At 68.8% G+C, this 15,978-nt stretch carries 20 protein-coding genes; 5 read left to right on the plus strand and 15 right to left on the minus strand.

Annotated features, from left to right (window positions below):
• The coding region (locus tag K2X24_RS11285; protein ID WP_292497959.1) for a strawberry notch-like NTP hydrolase domain-containing protein at positions 1–1,406 on the minus strand (1,406 nt) is incomplete at its 3' end.
• 463 nt (positions 1,407–1,869) lie between these two features.
• Positions 1,870–3,090, minus strand: a complete 1,221-nt coding sequence (locus K2X24_RS11290) for an IS256 family transposase (RefSeq protein WP_048465718.1) — start codon at positions 3,088–3,090, stop codon at positions 1,870–1,872.
• 62 nt (positions 3,091–3,152) lie between these two features.
• On the opposite strand from K2X24_RS11290, the gene K2X24_RS11295 reads away from it, so the two are divergent.
• Positions 3,153–3,782 (plus strand): MucR family transcriptional regulator, encoded by a 630-nt coding sequence (locus tag K2X24_RS11295; RefSeq protein WP_082167530.1) that lies wholly within the window; start codon positions 3,153–3,155, stop codon positions 3,780–3,782.
• 26 nt (positions 3,783–3,808) lie between these two features.
• Here K2X24_RS11295 and K2X24_RS11300 read toward each other — a convergent pair whose 3' ends face one another.
• The 5 genes from K2X24_RS11300 to K2X24_RS11320 form a co-directional block, all read right to left on the minus strand.
• Complete coding sequence (locus tag K2X24_RS11300) at positions 3,809–6,106, minus strand: ParB/RepB/Spo0J family partition protein (protein ID WP_292497962.1); 2,298 nt, start codon at positions 6,104–6,106, stop codon at positions 3,809–3,811.
• Positions 6,107–6,221: 115 nt separating this feature from the next.
• Complete coding sequence (locus K2X24_RS11305) at positions 6,222–6,701, minus strand: hypothetical protein (protein WP_048464273.1); 480 nt, start codon at positions 6,699–6,701, stop codon at positions 6,222–6,224.
• A 95-nt stretch (positions 6,702–6,796) separates the two neighbouring features.
• Positions 6,797–7,084: a hypothetical protein gene (locus K2X24_RS11310; protein ID WP_048464272.1), complete on the minus strand. Its 288-nt coding sequence runs from the start codon at positions 7,082–7,084 to the stop codon at positions 6,797–6,799.
• Complete coding sequence (locus K2X24_RS11315; RefSeq protein WP_244533792.1) at positions 7,057–7,917, minus strand: hypothetical protein; 861 nt, start codon at positions 7,915–7,917, stop codon at positions 7,057–7,059. The genes K2X24_RS11310 and K2X24_RS11315 overlap by 28 nt, the downstream gene beginning before the upstream one ends.
• Entirely contained in the window at positions 7,917–8,954 is a 1,038-nt protein-coding gene (locus K2X24_RS11320) for a zincin-like metallopeptidase domain-containing protein (protein ID WP_048464271.1), read from the minus strand. The genes K2X24_RS11315 and K2X24_RS11320 overlap by 1 nt, the downstream gene beginning before the upstream one ends.
• A gap of 248 nt (positions 8,955–9,202) precedes the next feature.
• On the opposite strand from K2X24_RS11320, the gene K2X24_RS11325 reads away from it, so the two are divergent.
• Complete coding sequence (locus tag K2X24_RS11325; RefSeq protein WP_048464270.1) at positions 9,203–9,526, plus strand: hypothetical protein; 324 nt, start codon at positions 9,203–9,205, stop codon at positions 9,524–9,526.
• A 6-nt stretch (positions 9,527–9,532) separates the two neighbouring features.
• Positions 9,533–9,979: an antibiotic biosynthesis monooxygenase gene (locus K2X24_RS11330; protein ID WP_048464269.1), complete on the plus strand. Its 447-nt coding sequence runs from the start codon at positions 9,533–9,535 to the stop codon at positions 9,977–9,979.
• Between the two features lie 51 nt (positions 9,980–10,030).
• Here K2X24_RS11330 and K2X24_RS11335 read toward each other — a convergent pair whose 3' ends face one another.
• From K2X24_RS11335 to K2X24_RS11360, 6 genes are all read right to left on the minus strand, one after another.
• Positions 10,031–10,300: a hypothetical protein gene (locus K2X24_RS11335; protein ID WP_048464268.1), complete on the minus strand. Its 270-nt coding sequence runs from the start codon at positions 10,298–10,300 to the stop codon at positions 10,031–10,033.
• Between the two features lie 69 nt (positions 10,301–10,369).
• Positions 10,370–10,687, minus strand: a complete 318-nt coding sequence (locus tag K2X24_RS11340; protein ID WP_048464267.1) for a DUF736 domain-containing protein — start codon at positions 10,685–10,687, stop codon at positions 10,370–10,372.
• Positions 10,688–11,234: 547 nt separating this feature from the next.
• A complete protein-coding gene (locus tag K2X24_RS11345) occupies positions 11,235–11,747 on the minus strand; it encodes a MucR family transcriptional regulator (protein ID WP_048464266.1) in 513 nt (170 codons plus the stop codon).
• 214 nt (positions 11,748–11,961) lie between these two features.
• Positions 11,962–12,132 carry a hypothetical protein gene (locus K2X24_RS11350; RefSeq protein WP_197093200.1) on the minus strand — a complete coding sequence of 57 codons (171 nt, stop codon included), beginning with the start codon at positions 12,130–12,132 and terminating at the stop codon, positions 11,962–11,964.
• Positions 12,133–12,809: 677 nt separating this feature from the next.
• Positions 12,810–13,205 carry a type II toxin-antitoxin system VapC family toxin gene (locus K2X24_RS11355; RefSeq protein ID WP_048464265.1) on the minus strand — a complete coding sequence of 132 codons (396 nt, stop codon included), beginning with the start codon at positions 13,203–13,205 and terminating at the stop codon, positions 12,810–12,812.
• Positions 13,205–13,447, minus strand: coding sequence for a type II toxin-antitoxin system VapB family antitoxin (locus K2X24_RS11360; RefSeq protein WP_048464264.1), 243 nt, complete (start codon positions 13,445–13,447; stop codon positions 13,205–13,207). Before K2X24_RS11360 ends, K2X24_RS11355 begins: the two co-directional genes overlap by 1 nt.
• Before the next feature lie 123 nt (positions 13,448–13,570).
• On the opposite strand from K2X24_RS11360, the gene K2X24_RS11365 reads away from it, so the two are divergent.
• Both K2X24_RS11365 and K2X24_RS11370 read left to right on the plus strand, forming a co-directional pair.
• Positions 13,571–13,777 carry a hypothetical protein gene (locus tag K2X24_RS11365; RefSeq protein ID WP_156295579.1) on the plus strand — a complete coding sequence of 69 codons (207 nt, stop codon included), beginning with the start codon at positions 13,571–13,573 and terminating at the stop codon, positions 13,775–13,777.
• 188 nt (positions 13,778–13,965) lie between these two features.
• Positions 13,966–14,388 (plus strand): hypothetical protein, encoded by a 423-nt coding sequence (locus K2X24_RS11370; protein WP_048464263.1) that lies wholly within the window; start codon positions 13,966–13,968, stop codon positions 14,386–14,388.
• Here K2X24_RS11370 and K2X24_RS11375 read toward each other — a convergent pair.
• Together K2X24_RS11375 and K2X24_RS11380 are read right to left on the minus strand one after the other, a co-directional pair.
• Complete coding sequence (locus K2X24_RS11375; RefSeq protein WP_292497975.1) at positions 14,385–14,918, minus strand: GGDEF domain-containing protein; 534 nt, start codon at positions 14,916–14,918, stop codon at positions 14,385–14,387. The genes K2X24_RS11370 and K2X24_RS11375 overlap by 4 nt on opposite strands.
• A 380-nt stretch (positions 14,919–15,298) precedes the next feature.
• A partial coding sequence (locus tag K2X24_RS11380; RefSeq protein WP_292497977.1) for a YbaN family protein occupies positions 15,299–15,978 on the minus strand: 680 nt, incomplete at its 5' end.

Consider the following 15,978-nt stretch of genomic DNA (forward strand, 5'->3'; position numbering starts at 1 on the left):
TAGATCACCGTCTCGAGCTGGCATTCCGAGAGCAGACCGCCCGTGACGATCGTGGCCGGCAGGCGCGGGGTGTGGCTGGGCCTCGGCAGGTGCACCGAGGCCATCGCCGTCGACTGCACCAGCGGGGTCGGGTGGGGCTGTGAGCCCTCGATCCGCAGGGTCTCCAGCCCGTAGGCCTCGTAGAGGGCGGCCTCGGCCGCCAAGGCGGCGGGGAACTCCTCGAAGATCGTGTAGGCGACCTCCGGAGCCGTCTCCGTATCCGAGCCGGATGCGAGGGTGGGCGCCGGGCACGCAGCGACGGGGCGGGCGACCGGTCGGCGGGTCAGCCCCGGGATGGCACTGCGCAACGGAGTGGCGGAAGTCAGGACCGATACGGACGTCGACGGCGACGCACGGCGGGGTGGAACGCCCGCCACGACGGCGGCGAGCAGGGCGCCGACATCCGGGACGATCCCGATCGGCTCGACGCCCCGGCCGACCTCCGCGATCGGCACCCGGTCGAACACGATGAGGCGCACGTCGATCGTGGTGCCGTGCTTGGCATAGGCCCGGCCCGACAGGCCGGCGGAGAAGACGAGGCGCCCGCCCCGCTCGGCCAGCGCCGCGTATGCGGACGCGGTCGAGGGGCGATCCGGGCGGAACCCCTCGCCCGTGATGGCGACGAGGCGCCCGCCGGTGGGGAGGCGCGACAGTGCCGAGCGCAGGTGGTCGGCGGTGGCGTCGCGGTAGCGGCCCTCGACGTTCGCCGCGACGGAGAACGGCGGGTTCATCAGCACCACGTCGGGGAGCACACTCGCGTCGAGGCGGTCATGGATCTGGGCGGCGTCGAGTTGGGTGATGCCGCTGCCCGGGAAGAGCTGACCGAGCAGCCCGGTACGGGTCGCGGCCAACTCGTTGAGATGCAGGCGCGCACCGCCAAGTTCGGCATGGATCGCGAGGAGGCCTGTCCCGGCCGAGGGTTCCAGTAGCGCCTCGCCCGGCCGCAGGCCGCAGGCGAGCGCCGCGACGTAGCCGAGGGCCAGGGGCGTCGAGAATTGCTGATACGCCTCGCTCTCCTCCGAGCGCCGGGTCTGGGTCGGGAGCAGCCCGGCGATCCGCGCCAACATGGCAACCCGCGCCGCCGGCGTCGTGGCCCGGGCCTGGATCGCCGGCCAGAACCGGCGCAGGAACAGCACCTGGGCGACCTCTCCGGCCTCGTAGGCATCTTTCCAGAGCCAGAACCCGGCGGCGTCGCTCCCGCCGCAGAACGCTTCCATCGCCGCGCGCAGGGCCGCCGTCTCGACCGCCTGCCCCCGGGCGAGATGCTCGGCGATGCAAGTCCCGGCCTGTAGGATCGCGGCCGGGCTCGGGCTGGGAAGGAGCGCCGTGCTGGCAAGCAGGTGCTGGGCGTTGATCGAGACGTTCATCGGGGGGCTCCACTCGGGTTCCTGCCGACTGGCCAGGGCTCTCTCTCGCCCCTAGCCTTCGGCTTCCCCCCTTCCCGATCCCCTCTTCCTCTCGAACCGTGCCCTAGCGCACCGCACTTGCCTCATCCAGATGCGATGGCTGACCGTTGTATGTGCAAGACAATGCAGTGTGACTTTAATCCAATTGACCGAGTCCCGCCTCACGAGTTCTTGTGGTGGTACGCGGCGTGAGAGTTGCGAAGATTGGAATTGTGCGAGATACGAGACACCTTGGCCGCGCCTGCTGGCTCGTAGAGGGACGTGTGGGTTGAGCAAACCGCAGACGGTGGATGGTGCACGGCTACTGACCGGCATGGCCGAGATCGTGAGCGCCTACGCTGCCAGGAACAAGCTGACGCCGCGTGAGCTCGTCGAGGCGATTAGGGACTGTCAGGAATTTCGTGTGCGAACGGCGGGTTGAACATCAGGCCGCCATGGCCTTTGTGAAGCGCTCGCCAAAGATGATGGCGAACTGTGCCTTGGCCATGATCCACTCACGTGGTCCCATCTTCCACGCCTTCTCGGATCGGTTCAAGACGAGGTAGAGGAGCTTCAAAGCGGCCTCGTCGGTCGGGAAGTGGCCCCTGGCGCGCACGGCGCGGCGCAGCGTGGCGTTGAGGGCCTCGATGGCATTGGTCGTGTAGAGGATGCGCCGGACCTCGCCCGGAAAGGCGTAGAACGGCACGACCTCGCTCCAAGCACGTCGCCAGCTCTGGCCGATGGCCTGATAGCGCTGGCCCCAGGGCCCCGCCTCGAAGGCTGTCAGCGCTGCCTCAGCGGCGGTGGCGTCGACGGCACGATAGATGTCCTTCAAAGCCGCGGCCACGGGTTTGCGGTCCTTGTAGGAGACGAAGTCCAGGCTGTGCCGCAGCAGATGGACGATGCAGGTCTGGACCATCGTCTCGGGAAAGACGGCGCGGATCGCATCGGGGAAGCCCTTCAGCCCGTCGACGACCGCCAGCAGCACGTCCTCGACGCCGCGGTTCCTGAGTTCGTTCATGACGCGAAGCCAGAACTTGGCGCCCTCGTTCTGCTCCAGCCAGAGGCCGAGGATCTCCTTGGATCCGTTGGCGCGCACGCCGAGTGCGATGTGCACGGCCTTGTTCCGGACAAGGCCTTCGTCGCGCACTTTGATCCGTAGGGCGTCGAAGAACACCAGCGGATAGACGGGATCGAGCGGCCTGGCTTGCCAAGTCGCGACCTCCTCCAGCACTGCGTCAGTGACGGTGCTGATGAGATCGGGCGAGACTTCGATGCTGTAGAGCTCGCGCAAGTGACCGACAATCTCCCGGGCACTCATGCCGCGGGCGTACATCGACACGATCTTGTCGTCGAAGCCGGGAAAGCGGCGCTGATACCGGGCGATGAGCTGCGGGTCGAATGTCGCCTGTCGGTCCCGCGGAATCGCCAGCTCAATGCGGCCCGTTTCCGTCGTCACCGTCTTGCGGCCGTAGCCGTTACGGGTGTTGCCGGCCTCTTCGCCTGCCAGATGATGGTCCATCTCGGCGTTGAGCGCTCGCTCCGCCAGAGCCTTCTTCAGAGCGTCGATGAGGCCGTTGGCCTCAAAAGCCGCCTTGGGATCGGCCCCAGCCAGCAACTGGTCCAGGATCGCGTCAGGGATGTGAGGTGCTTTGCGTCGTGCCATCGGGAACCTCCTTCGGGTCCACTATGGCCGCTCACACACGGAATTTCTGACAGTCCCAGGCGATTACGCACGTCGCGCAAGCTCTTGCATCCGTTCAGCACGCAACCATCGCTCCAGAAGTCTCGACCCCGCTGACGCCGGAGGAACTCGTGACCGCGATCCGCCTCGGCAGGATCGACGGGAGCAAGCCCCGCCCGCTCACACGGGCCGAAATCGCGGCCTCGATCCAGGACAAGTACCTCATCAGCTTCGAGAATGGCCTGCCCTACTCGATGCTGCGCCGGCACCTCACGACCATGGGGATGACGCCGGACGAGTACCGGGCGAAGTGGGGCCTGCCCGAGGATTACCCCGTGGTGGCGCTCCATTTGACGCGCCGCCGGCATGTGCATGCCAAGAGCATGACCCTCGGCAGTCACGAACGTCTGCCCCGGGCACCGCGCAGCGACAAGCGCAAATTCCGGCTGGAAGGCGGTGTCTGGATCACCAACACCCCGACCGGTGCAGCGTCTCGCGATCAAGGTGCAGACGACCCGGAACGACAGATCCCCGTGCCGCTCGGCACGGGGTTGATGGTGACGCCCGAGGTCGCCGCGCTGGCGATAGCCCCGCAAAAAGAAACCCCCGCGCCTCTCGGCACGGGGGTGATGACAACGCCTGAGGGCGTGGTGGTGGCGACGATCCCGGTCTGACCCGGGGCCGCCGCCGGGGTTAGGGGCTACTCGGCCGCGATCCGGTAAGCCTCGATCACCTCATCCTCGCTCCGGGGTTCATCACCGTCCTCTGCGAGGAAGGCCGGAAGCGCTTCGGCGTCTGCCGCCTCGACCGCATCCTCCGCTCCGCCGAGGAAGGCCGGAAGCGCTTCGGCCCCGTCCACCCCCGCCGCATCCGCCCCGGTCACCTCCGACCCCTCGGCCCCAACCGGGGCACCCGCCACCTCGGTCTGGATGCCGGGCGTGCGCAGGATTTCGGGCAGCCAGCCGGAGTCGGCCATCAGGCGCTCGGCCTCGCGCGCCATCTCGCCCTTCTTCAAGCTGTCGAGGAGCCGCGCGGTGTCCTCGCCCTTGGCCTCGCGCACCGCCGCCAGGATTTTGCCCTTCGTGACGCGGTTGAAGTAGTTGGCCGCCGTCGGCTTCCAGTCGCGGGTGAGGTCGAGGCCGACGAGCTGCGCCAGCCGGTCGGCATGCGGCAGCGCCTCGGGACGCCGATCGAACGGCGTGTGCATCGCGTTGACGGACAGGCCCGCGCACAGCGCGAACAGCTCGGTGCGCTGCTCGGGGCTAAGATCAATCAGCGCCTCCCAGATCTCGCCCTGCTCGGACGGCAGGCGCTTGGCCCAAGCCTCGCGCTTCGCGTCGAGGGCGGTCGCGGGCCGGAAGGCGTCGAGGCCCTGGACGGTGTGGTCGGCGCGGGCCGATGTGGTCGAGACCTCGAGGCACGAGCCGGTGCGGTAGCCGTTGACGATCACCCGGATCACCATGGCGTGCAGGACCGCCACGAAGGCGGCCTCGGGATCGTCCGCCAGGGCCTCGCGCAGCGCCATCGTGCGGTAGGTGGTCAGCTCGGTCCGATGCTGCTCGGACAGGGGACGGTCGGTCTCCTCCGGCTCGGCGGTGGCGGCGGCAATCCCCCCGCCGATCGTGATGATCGCGCGCAGAACACCCGGGACGGGCGTGTCGCCGGGGATCGGCCAAGGGGCCGCGGCTGCTGCCGGGGCGGCCAAGCCCTGCCCCTCGACACTGGCATCCGCACCAGTACCGGCCGGGGCACCCGGCTCGACCTTGGCCGCCTCGGTCTCGACCGGGCGCTCGTCCTCGGGCCGGACGTAACCGCGCCGCACGCACGGACGCCCGTCGTATTCGAGCGAGACGAAGACGCCGCCGATCGCGATGTCGGCCGGGTCGTAGATCGCGGCGCGGGCCTCGAAGTCGGTGATCTCGCCCTCCAGCGCCGTCAGGCGCTCGGCGATCTCGGTCGGGATGTCGTCGCCGTAGCCGTACTGCTCGTTGAGGCCCTCGTACTCGGCCACCGCCGCCTCGAACGCGGCCTCCTCGGCCTCGTCGAGCTCGGAATGGGTCCGCAGGGTGCGCAGGCCGTAGGTGCGGGCGTGGCCGAGGGTCAGCGACACCTCAATCCACTTCCAGCCCTCGGCCGCGATCGTCTCGCTGAACGTCGCGAGCTTGGCCTCGGCCAGGCGGTTCAGGAGGTCGGCATCCTGGAACCAGCCGTCGCCGCGCTCCGCGAACAGGTCGCGCAGGACCCCGCCACCGGCGGCGACGTAGGCCTCCTCGCCCACGAACACGGCGCGCGCGTCCCCGATGCCGACCGAGCTCTCGGTGAGGGCCTGGCGGATCGACCAGGTGCTGATGTTGCCGCGCTTGTTCAGCGCCTCCCAGACCCGGACCTGACGCGCGGCATCCTCGGTGACGGAGAACGCCATCAGGCACTCCAGCGTCATCTCGTTCGCACCGTAGGCCTCCAGCAGCACCGGGCTGACCCCGGCGAGCCGCAGGCGCTGGCGCACGATGGTCTCGGTGACGAAGAACCGGGCGGCGATGTCGGCATTCGGCATGCCGGCATCCGCCAGCGCCTTGAACGCCCGGAACTGATCGAGGGGGTGCAGGGCCTCGCGCATGGCGTTCTCGGCGATCGAGTCCTCGGTCGCGCTGATCGCGCTGTCGGCCGCGCGCACGATGCAGGGCACCTTGACCGTCTTGACCATGCGCTTGGTCTTCACGAGGTGCTCCAGGGCGCGGAAGCGCCGGCCGCCGGCGGGCACCTCGTAGCGTCCGGTCTCAGCCCCGGCCTCGTCGAGGATCGGGCGCACGCTCAGGGACTGGAGCAGGCCGCGATGGGCGATGTCCTCGGCCAGGTCCTCGATGCTCTGGCCATGGGCGATCCGGCGCACGTTGGCCTGGCTCAAGGCCAGCTTCTCGAACGGGATCGCGACCGCCTCGCTCAGGGTGATCTTGGCGGCCTTCGGGGTGCTCTTGGCGGTGCTCGTGGCGCTGGTCATGGTCGTCAATCCCTTCGTGCGGGCGGCCCGGCTCTCTCCTGACCTTCAAACCCTCACGCAGGCGAAGCCCCCCTCTCACTCTGGAGGGAGGCCGCGGGACTCGACCGACACCGGATCAGGCGGAACCCAAGCCGCCGGCGCCCGTCTCCGGGACGAGGATCAGGGGCGGCACGGCGGTCGACTCCGCCCGGGCGAGCCGGGCCACGACACCGCTGAGCGTCTCGCCGGCCCTGTGGCAGCGGCGCAGCTCGGCCAGCGCGATCATCGGCTCGCCGCCCTCGTCCGCCGCCTCCTCGACGGGCCGGTCCATGCCGGGCTGCCAGTATTCCAGGCCCGCCTCGAACTGACCGAGCTGGGAGACCCACGCACGCTGGTAGGCCAGGCCGTGCGCCCGGCAGAACGCGTCGAGGTCGGGGGTCTGCCCGCGATCCTGCAGGTCCTCCAGGTCGACGTGGCGGCCGGCGGCCAGGGCCTCGCGCACCAGGCTGTCGGCCTCGGCGTAATACGCTGTCGCGGCAGCGATCAGGGCGGCAGCACCCGCCTCTCCGGGCAGGAGCCCGCCGATGGTGATCGTGGTCATCACGTACTCGCCCATGATCTTCGTCCTCGTGCCGCAGGCCGCCGGGGATCGGCGAAGCGGCACGGGCGAAGGGGCCTCCCTCTGGCGTGAGGGGGGCCGCAGGGGCGGTGTCAGGCGTCGGCGAGTGCAGCCGCAGGCGGCAGGCCCGGCCGGGTCGGGATCGGCCCGGCCGATCCGGACTGGATTTGCAGCACCACGGCGCCGGCCGAGGCGAGGTCGTGCAGCTCGATCAGCACGGTGAGCGCCTTCCCCACGTCCCCGCCGAGCAGGGCCTGGGCCTCGTCGGTCGAGGCGGCATGCCGGCGCCGGACCAGCTCGCGGGCAGCCGCCTCGAGCACCGGGGCGGGCTCCTCGACCGCGATGTCGAGGGTCAGGGCGAAGCAGAGTGGTTCGGGCATGGCGCGGTCCTGTCAGTGGCGTGGTCGGGCTCTCGCGAAGCGGCGCGATCCTCCCCCCTCAGGCATTCCCTCTCACTCTCACGGGCCGACCCGAGGGACCGCCGGACCCTTACGGGGCGCGTATCCTCTCGCTGGGCGAGGCGCCGGATCAGGATCAGCTCGGCGTCCGAGCAGGTCCCCCGCACCACGATGTCGACCCAATGCCCGCCCCGGCCGACATGGCTGTCGCGCAGGCGGTGGTTGGACGAGGTATAAAAGCTCTCGTTGGGCTCGCACAGCCGCACCCGCGAGGTCAGGAAGAGGATGCCCGAGCCCAGATTGCCGCAGAACAGGCGCTCGTCGGCGCCCGTCGTCTTCGGACCGCCGCCGACCGTGCGCCGGCCGATCTGGCGGAAGGCCTCCGTAAAGCTCGCCGGCTTCGGCGTCGTCCGGGGGGTGAGCGTGTGCCGGCCGCCCCACGGGGGGTGCGCCGGGTCGATCCGCCCGGTCGCGATCTCGTGCAGCAGCGTGCCGAGGTAGCTCGGATCGGCTGGGTACGGGCAGGCCCGCCACAGCGCCCGGATCGCCAGGCGCTCGCCGGTCGGGTGCGCGAACAGGCGCTCGCGCGCCCGGCGCCAGCCGGCGGCCCGCTGCCGCCGGTTCTCGGCCTGCTGGCGCTCCCATTGCCCGGTGCGCCGAACCATCTCCTCATCGACACCGAGCTGGCGCTCGGCGATCACGGGGGCGAACAGGGGCAGGGCCGCCTGCTCGCGGACCTGCTTGTGGCGGTAGGCGGCGCGCTTGCGCGCCGTGTCCTCGAACGCCGTCGGGCGGGGCCAGGGCTTGAAGCGCATCACGCCGCTGCCCGTAGAGCCGCCGGCGCCGCTTGGTCGTCTCCCGCCTCGACGCCGGCCTCGTCGGTCTCCGAGCCCGCTCCCCCGTCGGGTGCGAGTTCGGCCGGCAGGTGCCCGAGCAGCCAGTCGGCCGAGCGGCTGGCGAGCCCCGCCGCCTGCACGATGGCGCGGGGGTCCGAGCGCAGCACCTCGAGCCAGGAGCCGATGTAGTCGGCGTGGCGCACGGTCGGCACGATACCGAGGCTGGCGCAGACGTAGGCTGCGGAGATCTCGGCGACCAGCTCCTCGCGCGCGTAGCCCTCGCTGCCGTAGCGGCCCGTGAAGTCCCGGGCGAGCCGGGAGGCATGGCCCGTGGCGTGGATCATCTCGTGCGCGGCGGTCCGGTGGAAGTTGACCGGCTCGTGGAAGGCCTGGGGCGGGGGCAGCACGATCGCGTCGTCGGCCGGGCGGTAGAACGCGATCTGCCCGCCGATGTGGATGGTCAGCCCCGTGGCCTGCATCAGCGCGCGGAAACGCGGCTCGATCAGGTCCTCGCGCGGCGGCGGCGGCGGCACGTACAGGTCCTCCGACAGGCCGTCGCACTGCGCGGCGTTGAACACGGTGTATTGCTTGAGGAAGGCGATCGAGCGGGCCTCCTCGCCGGCTTGCGACGCGCGCTGGCGCTCCTGCTCGGGGGTGAGGCGGTCGGCGTAGACGACGGGCGTGCCCTTCTCGCCCCGGCGCACGCAGCCGCCGAGGCTGAGCGCCTGGCGGAAGGTGAGCCAGCGCTGGACCGGGTAGCCGGCGGCCATGCCGCTTCCCCACAGCAGCATGACGTTGATGCCGGAATAGGCCCGGTTGGTCGCCGCGTTGCGCGGCATGGACACGGCCGCGGTGCCGGGCAGGCTCGTCCAAGGCTGCACCCACGGCACCCTGCCCTCCTCGAGCTGGGCAATGATCGTGTCGGTGATGCGCTGGTAGAGGTCGGCGCGCTGGACGGGAGCGGCCTCAGTGCGGCGGGCAGCGGTCTTCCGGGACGAGGTGGGGCGGCGGGCCATCGGCGTGATCTCACGACGGGCGCCGGAGCCTCTCTCCGGCCTGATCTCCCGTCATGACCTCGCGAAGCCCACTCTGACTCCGGCTCGACCTCCCGACCAGTTCACCACGCAGTCGGTGACGAACGAACGGATCAGGCCCCCTCGCCTACTCGCGCTTTGGTTGGTGGATCGGACTCAAAACTTAGCTTAAGATTGCAAGAAGTCCACGCGGGACACCCTGCGGCAGGCCCGAACCAAGGAGACGTCGCGTGCCTTGCTCGACCGTATCTGACGCGACCTTGGAGGAACGGACGGTCGCCGCGCACCGGCTCTACCTTACGGCGCTCATGCGGATCGAGGCGCTGGACGAAGCGGACGCTGCATGCGTCAGCGAGCAGGAGCACGTCGAGGCCGAGGCGGCCCACCTCCAAACGTTCGCGACCCTGAACCTGTTCTTGAACGAACTCGGCTACGTGCCGAAGGGCCTGGCGACCCGGGCCGATCTCGCCTTGGCGCTAGACTGCGAGGCGGCGCCGAGCGGAGAGTGTCGTGGTCAAGCGCACCATGAACGTCGGGCCGCGCTCCTGGGATAAGCTCACATGGCTTTCGTCAGCGTCACACGGCTGCGCATCCGCTCCTGGCGCTTCATGCCGGGTTTCGTCGTCGATACGATGCGCTCCCTGTCGCAGACGAGGAACGCGGCAGGGTTCATCCAAGGCAGCCTGCTCGCCGATCGCAAACGAACGTTCTGGACCCTGACGGTGTGGGCCGATCAGGCCGACATGCGCGCCTTCATGACCTCTGGTCCGCACCGGAAAGCGATGCCGAAGCTCCTGGAGTGGTGTGACGAGGCGAGCCTAGTTCACTGGACGCAAGGCGATGACGCCGTTCCGTCGTGGAACGTGGCCTCGGACCGGATGCGCGCAGAGGGACGGTCCTCGAAGGTCCGTCATCCGAGCCCCCGGCACGGCGACCTGACCTATGCCGAACCGTGGACGCGCGGTGCCCTCCCGATCAGGCGGCGGACCGACGCGCATCCAGCTTAAGGGATAGTCGCCTCGCGGGTTTGCCCCTTGATCGGAGGGGGCCAGGGTTCCTCAGAGAACCTTGATGAGGGTGGCGAGCACACCGGTCATCGCGACGAGGCCTGCGGCCGTGATGCTCCCGAGCCGAATGGTCAATCGGAGCGTCTCCAGCTCCATGGCAGAGCGGAGTTCGTCCTTGGCCGCGCGCAGGTCCTCCTTGGTGACGAGCTCGACCATGATGAACTCCCGGGCCGCTTGGGCGTGAGCCTCGGCGTGGTCCTGTGCGATGCCGGCCTCGCGCAGGGTCTTCGAGTAGCTGAGTGTATCAAACGCGTAAGCCATGTCAGTCGCTCCGTTGTCGTCGCACGATCCCGCCCCGCCCGTGAGGGGCGGGGCGTCGAGGGCCGGGGGTCAGTCCCGGCGGCGACCGTTCGGGCGGTTCCAGACCAGGGAGAACTTGCCGTCGTCCTCGCCGTAGAGGGCGGCGTAGAGGGGAGCCGAGAGGCTCGGGTCGTCGAGCTTGATCGAGATGTAGTCCCGGTCCTCCTTGGAGCGCTTGGCCCAGCCCGCGCCGATTTCGGCCTTGCCCAGGAAGATGCGGTGGGTGGGGGCGTTCTCGCCGCCGCGGCTCTCGGGGACGATCGCGACCTTCTTGGCCTGGATGGTCAGGGTGGCGATCTCGCCGGTGAAGCCGTTCTCGGTCTGGGTGAAGGTGCCGATGGTCGCCATGGTGGTGTTCCTTGTCCCGTTGCCCGGAGCCGCACCCTTGCGGCCTCGATGGCGGTCGTTGAGCCGGAGGCGACCGGCGCCGCACCTGCTTGCAGGCCGAAGCGCAGCGGAGGACGGCGAGGGACGGTTTTCTTGGTGCGCGAGGAGACGCCGTCAGGCGGCGGGGAAGAAAACCGGCATCCGCCGTTGCGGTGGTCCCGGGCGCCCCGGATAGACACGCCCATCAACGAGGCCGTGGGTTGTGGCCCCGCACCAGGACGTCAGGAGCCCCTTGGCCAACCCCTGCACCAGCATGCAGCCGGGTCTCGGCCCTGTCGGATCACTCGCCCGCCGCTCAGGCTGGGGTCATGCGTCAGCCTAAGCGCCACGGCGGCCCACGACGCGCGCCCTCCCCCTTCTCACGACATTGAAGCCGTGTCGCTCCCGGGGTGTCATGCGCGTCCGGGCAAAGGTTCGGGCATCGGCTTCTGGCACGCCGCCAAGCCCCCGGCCCCTCCTGCGATCTCGAGGAAGAGGCCGGTGGCTCATCACGCCTGTCCTGGCGTGCTCAGGCTGCCTTCGGCGGGCGGCCCCGACGCCTGGGTGCTGCCTCTTCGGACGGGGCGGCGTCGGTCTCAACGGCTCCCGCCTGCGGGGTCCGGTTCACCTTGCGCCCAAGGCCCATGTTGCGCGCCAGCTCGGCGCGGGTGGCCGAGTAGTTGGCGCTGGTCGAGGGGTAATCGAGCGGCAGGCCGTAGCGCGCCCGGTAGCCCTCGATGTCGAGCCCGTTCTTGGTGAGGTGACGCTTGAGCGTCTGATACGGCTTGCCGTCGATGAAGGAGATCAGCGCTCCGGGCGTGATCGAGCGCCGGATTGCGGACGGGCTCGGCTTCTCGAACTCGGGCTTGTCGGGTTTGGGACCAGGATTGGCGAGCCGGGCGAAGGTCGCGTGGACCGACTGCATCAGACCGGGCAGATCAGACGCCTGAACAGGGTTGTTGGCGACATACGCCACAACGACATCCATCGCACGGTTGAGTATTTGGGCGTCGCGCTCGGCGTCGGGTTGCACAACTTGCATTACGAGAACGGACCTCTGAGGGAGAATTACTCCGATCGACTATGGAGACAATTCTCCTTCTCTGAACCGGGCTCACGCGCCCGTGATTGTCACTCAAAGGCATTTGTCAGGCACTTAAGTTATTTTGTCATGGGACTAGTGGGCGATCCGGAACCTAGGCTCCAGGCCGCGGTGGGTGAGGGGCGAGCCCGGCTTCGCCCCCGGTGGGAGGGGGTCACCCCTCGTGTGGGTCGAACTCGGTGACGACGCTGGCCGGATCGCCCTCGAACTCGTCGGCGGTGACGACGCTGAAGCCGGCCTCGGAGCGGAACACGATGACGGCGACCATCAGGGACTGCGCGAGGCTGTGAGCGTAGCGGTTCGCGAGGGTGAGGTTGGTCGCCATGGGGTCGGGCTCCTGCGGGAGCGGGGGTGATCCCCGCTCGACAGCGCCCCAAGGAGGCCGGGCGTGGCCGCGATCACCGCGTAGGCAAAGCCGCAGCGGCCGCCCGCTTGCGGAGCGGACCCCTTGCGGGTTGATCGTAGAAGGCCGCGACGGCCTATCGGGGTGCGTGCGAGAGAGCGGGGTCATCCACCGCCCGGGCGCCAATACCAATATGATATCAATCGCATTCCGATATGCCGTCGATATCAGCAGGGGTGATCTCTGAGGCCTACCCGTACTGAGAATGCCCGTCGCCTGGCTGGACCTCGGCATCGATAAGCGATTGGAAGCTGGGCAATCGCTCCCCGATCAGCACCCCGAGCAGGCGTAACCGGGCCGGCTTTGCTGCACTTGCTAACGAGCTAGTTGCAGTGCAGCATGGGCTTAGGACGGCGTGCGGCGCAATCCTTGCTCCGCGTCAGCTCCGAACCTGAACCCCCACAACGCTCGGAAGGACACCCTCCCATGCTGCTGAAGGGCTTCTCCTACGGAATGATCGGCGTGTTCGCCGGTGGCCTGACCATGACGGTTGTTGGCACGGCCAGGCACCTGCTCGGCTAGGCATACGAGATTTGCGACCGACGGCCGAGGGGGAGCGGGCGCGAGCCCGGCAAAGCCTGAGGCTGTCGGTCCCCTGCTCACCCGGGCTGGATGTCGGTGAGCGGGAAGTCGTTGCCCTTGAACAAGAGGGGCATGCGGTAGCTGCGGGCACAGGCGTAGGCGAAGCAGTCCCCGAAGTTGAGCCCGGCGGGGTGCCGGCCCTTGCCGAAGCGATCGAAGGCCTCGATCGCGCCCGCTGCCGCCTTGGGCGGCACGGCGATCACCTGGATGGTCGCGAGCGCGAGGTAGTCCTGCACGGCCTGCTGGGCCTCGGGCAAGGCGAGGTCCAGGATGCGGGCGAGCGCGATGGTCGTCTCCCAGACGGCGAGCGGCGAGGTCAGGCGTTGGCGGGCGCGCTGAAGCCGCGCCACGAGGGCGGCGGCGTCCGGCTCGCCGGCGAGGATCGCGGTCAGGGCAGAGGCGTCGACGAACATCACGGATCCCCGTACAAGCGATCGCGAAACGCCTTGTCGACGGGCTGCGGGTTCGGCCCTGCCCGGTCGCGCAAGCCTCGGGCGAAGGCGAGGGATTGCGCGACGAGGTCGAGCTTGTCCCGCTCGCGATCGAGTTCCGATCGCAGAGCCTGGCGCACGGCCTCGGTCTTCGAGGTCCGCTTGAGCGCCGCCAACTCCTGCGCGAGGGCGTCGACCTCGGGATCCTTGACGAAGAGGGCCATATCTATCCCGATTGGATATAAAGGATATGCCGTCGAGGATATCCTAGATGGGCCAGAGGGCAAGCTTGAACGTGGCCTTGTGCGACCGGTTCGTGGTCTCTACGTGCGGTTGCGGAGGACTTTATGGGCAACATCACTGTACGGCAGGCCGCCTTCATATTCGCCGCTTGCCTGGCCGTAGGCGTCATCTGCGCCTACGGAGCCTGGCAAGCGCAGGCCGCCAAACTGGAGCAAGCCAGGCAAAAAATTCACGAGCTGGAAGAACTCCTGAAAGGCTCATCGCCCTTGCCCCAACCAGCACCGACCGTGACGCAGCCGCAGCAGCGTTAGAGGATGACGGCAACCATTAGGGACTGCGCGAGGCTGTGTGCGTAGCGGTTCGCGAGGGTGATTGGTCGCCATGGGATGGGGCTCTTGCGGGAGCGGGGTCATCCACCGCCCGGGTGCCCAGTCATCGACAGGACATCAGGCCGAGGGGGGATTCGCCGTTGACGGGGCTGTGCTAGCGTGGCCGCACCGTGCCGATCCGCCCCGAACACCGCCACTTCTACCCGATCGACTGGCCGCAGCTCTCGGCGGTGATCCGCTTTGGGCGCGCGGCCGGGCGCTGCGAGCGCTGCGGGCGACCGCACGGGCAGGTCATCGTCTGCCTCGACGGGGGGAGCTGGTACGACGCCGAGGCCGGGGCCTGGCGCACGGATCGTGGCCGGGTGCTGCGGCGAACCCCCGATCTGGCAAGCGCCCGGCTGACCCGGCCGATCCTGGCCGCCTGCCACCGGGCGCACGACACCAGCCTGAACGGGGACGGCGACCTCGCGGCCTGGTGCCAGCGTTGCCACCTGATCCACGATCGGCCCGAGCATATCCGGCGCCGACGCCTGACCTATCTGCGGCGGCGTGCGCTGGGCGATCTGTTCCTTGGACCCTACCCGAACCTCTAGCCGACCATCTCCGTGTGCAGGCTGGGGCTGGTCACCGCGACGCGGTCACGCCCGGCACGCTTGGCGGCATAGAGCGCCAGATCGGCCCGCTTGAGCAGGGTGTCGATGGTGTCGCCGGGCGTCCACTCGGCCAGCCCGATGCTCGCGGTGAAGCGCAGATCGGGCTGTCGGGGCACGGTGGTGGCGGCGCACTGGCGGCGGATGCGGTGGGCGACTACGGCCGCGCCGGCAAGCCCGTGCCCGGGCATCAGCACGGCGAACTCCTCGCCCCCGAGCCGGCCGGCGATCGCGCCGGTCTCGCGTAAAGTCCGGGCGACACAGCGGATGACGACGTCGCCCACGTCATGCCCGTAGCGGTCGTTGATGCCCTTGAAGTGATCGATGTCGATCTGGAGCAGGGTCAGGGGGGCGCCAGCCGAGGCGTTGGCAAGCGCGTCGCCGGCCCGGTGCATCAGCGCGCCGCGATTGAGGAGCCCTGTGAGGTGATCGGTGTCGGCCTGTTGGATCAAGGAGTGCTGGAGCTTGAGCACGCGCTCGGCCGAGCGCAGGCGGCCGTCCTTCCTGAGCCAGGAGATCTTCCAGCGTGAGGTTCAAGACCTGCCCGCCGAGCGGATCACAGCTCGGGACCGGTTCTCCCTGAGGACAAACCCGGAAGCGTGAAAGGATTGCCGAAACGAAAGCGCAACCCTAATTCGCGTTGTTCGTCGCACGCCGCGCTCGGCTATCACGGCGCTGATTTCGCAGGTGCTCATTCCAGCCATGTCCGCTTAGCCGACTTCGCCAGCCCGATGAGTTCCGCTCGCGAAGGCAAGCCCCAAGGAACTCGAGACAATCCTGCACTAACTTAGAACTTGGATAACCGCGTGAGGGCCAATCAAGACGACCCAGAGCCAATCGGCACCGCGCCGCCTCAGGTGGTTCGCGTTAACACCGGCGCCGGCTTTGCGAGCTTTTCCGGTCGCGTCCACACATACACGAGCACCGCAATGAGGACGGCCGCCACGACGGCCTGAGTGCCTCGCGACTGCGTCTCGAGGAAAATGAACAAAAAGCTCGCAACCATGCTCAGCGTAATGATCCACTTCATGCCGCGCGGCACCACGCCTCCGGCTTGCCAGTTCCGGATCAGCTTGCCGAACCTTGGGTGGGTCGTCAGCCACTTTTCCATCGCCGGTGAGGAGCGAGAAAAGCACGCGGTGGCGAGGACGAGGAAGACGACGCCCGGAATCAGCGGAACGACGAGCGCAATGATGCCGATCACAAGGCTCAAACATCCGGCAACGAGGTAGAGCGGCCGCTGCCATTGCGGCTTGAGGGGCGAAGCGTTTGGCAATTGTGAGATCCTTGGGTGTCCGACGCTTGCCGGACGAAGCGGAGCGCCGCACGCGATGATGCTCCGGGCCTTTCGGTCGGCGACCGCCAGAGCGATAGCCGGTGCCTCGCACAATTGCCAGGCTAGGGCGCCGAAAAGACTGCTGAGTGTTGATTTCCGTTGAGAGTTGACCCGGCGGAGCCCGAAGGTAGCGTCCGCGGACGAGGTGTAAATTCGAGGACCGCTTTGGCGGGGATTGGGGTGGCCATCGGGCCATG

It is taken from the genome of Methylobacterium sp., from assembly GCF_019750675.1.
Lineage (GTDB): Bacteria > Pseudomonadota > Alphaproteobacteria > Rhizobiales > Beijerinckiaceae > Methylobacterium.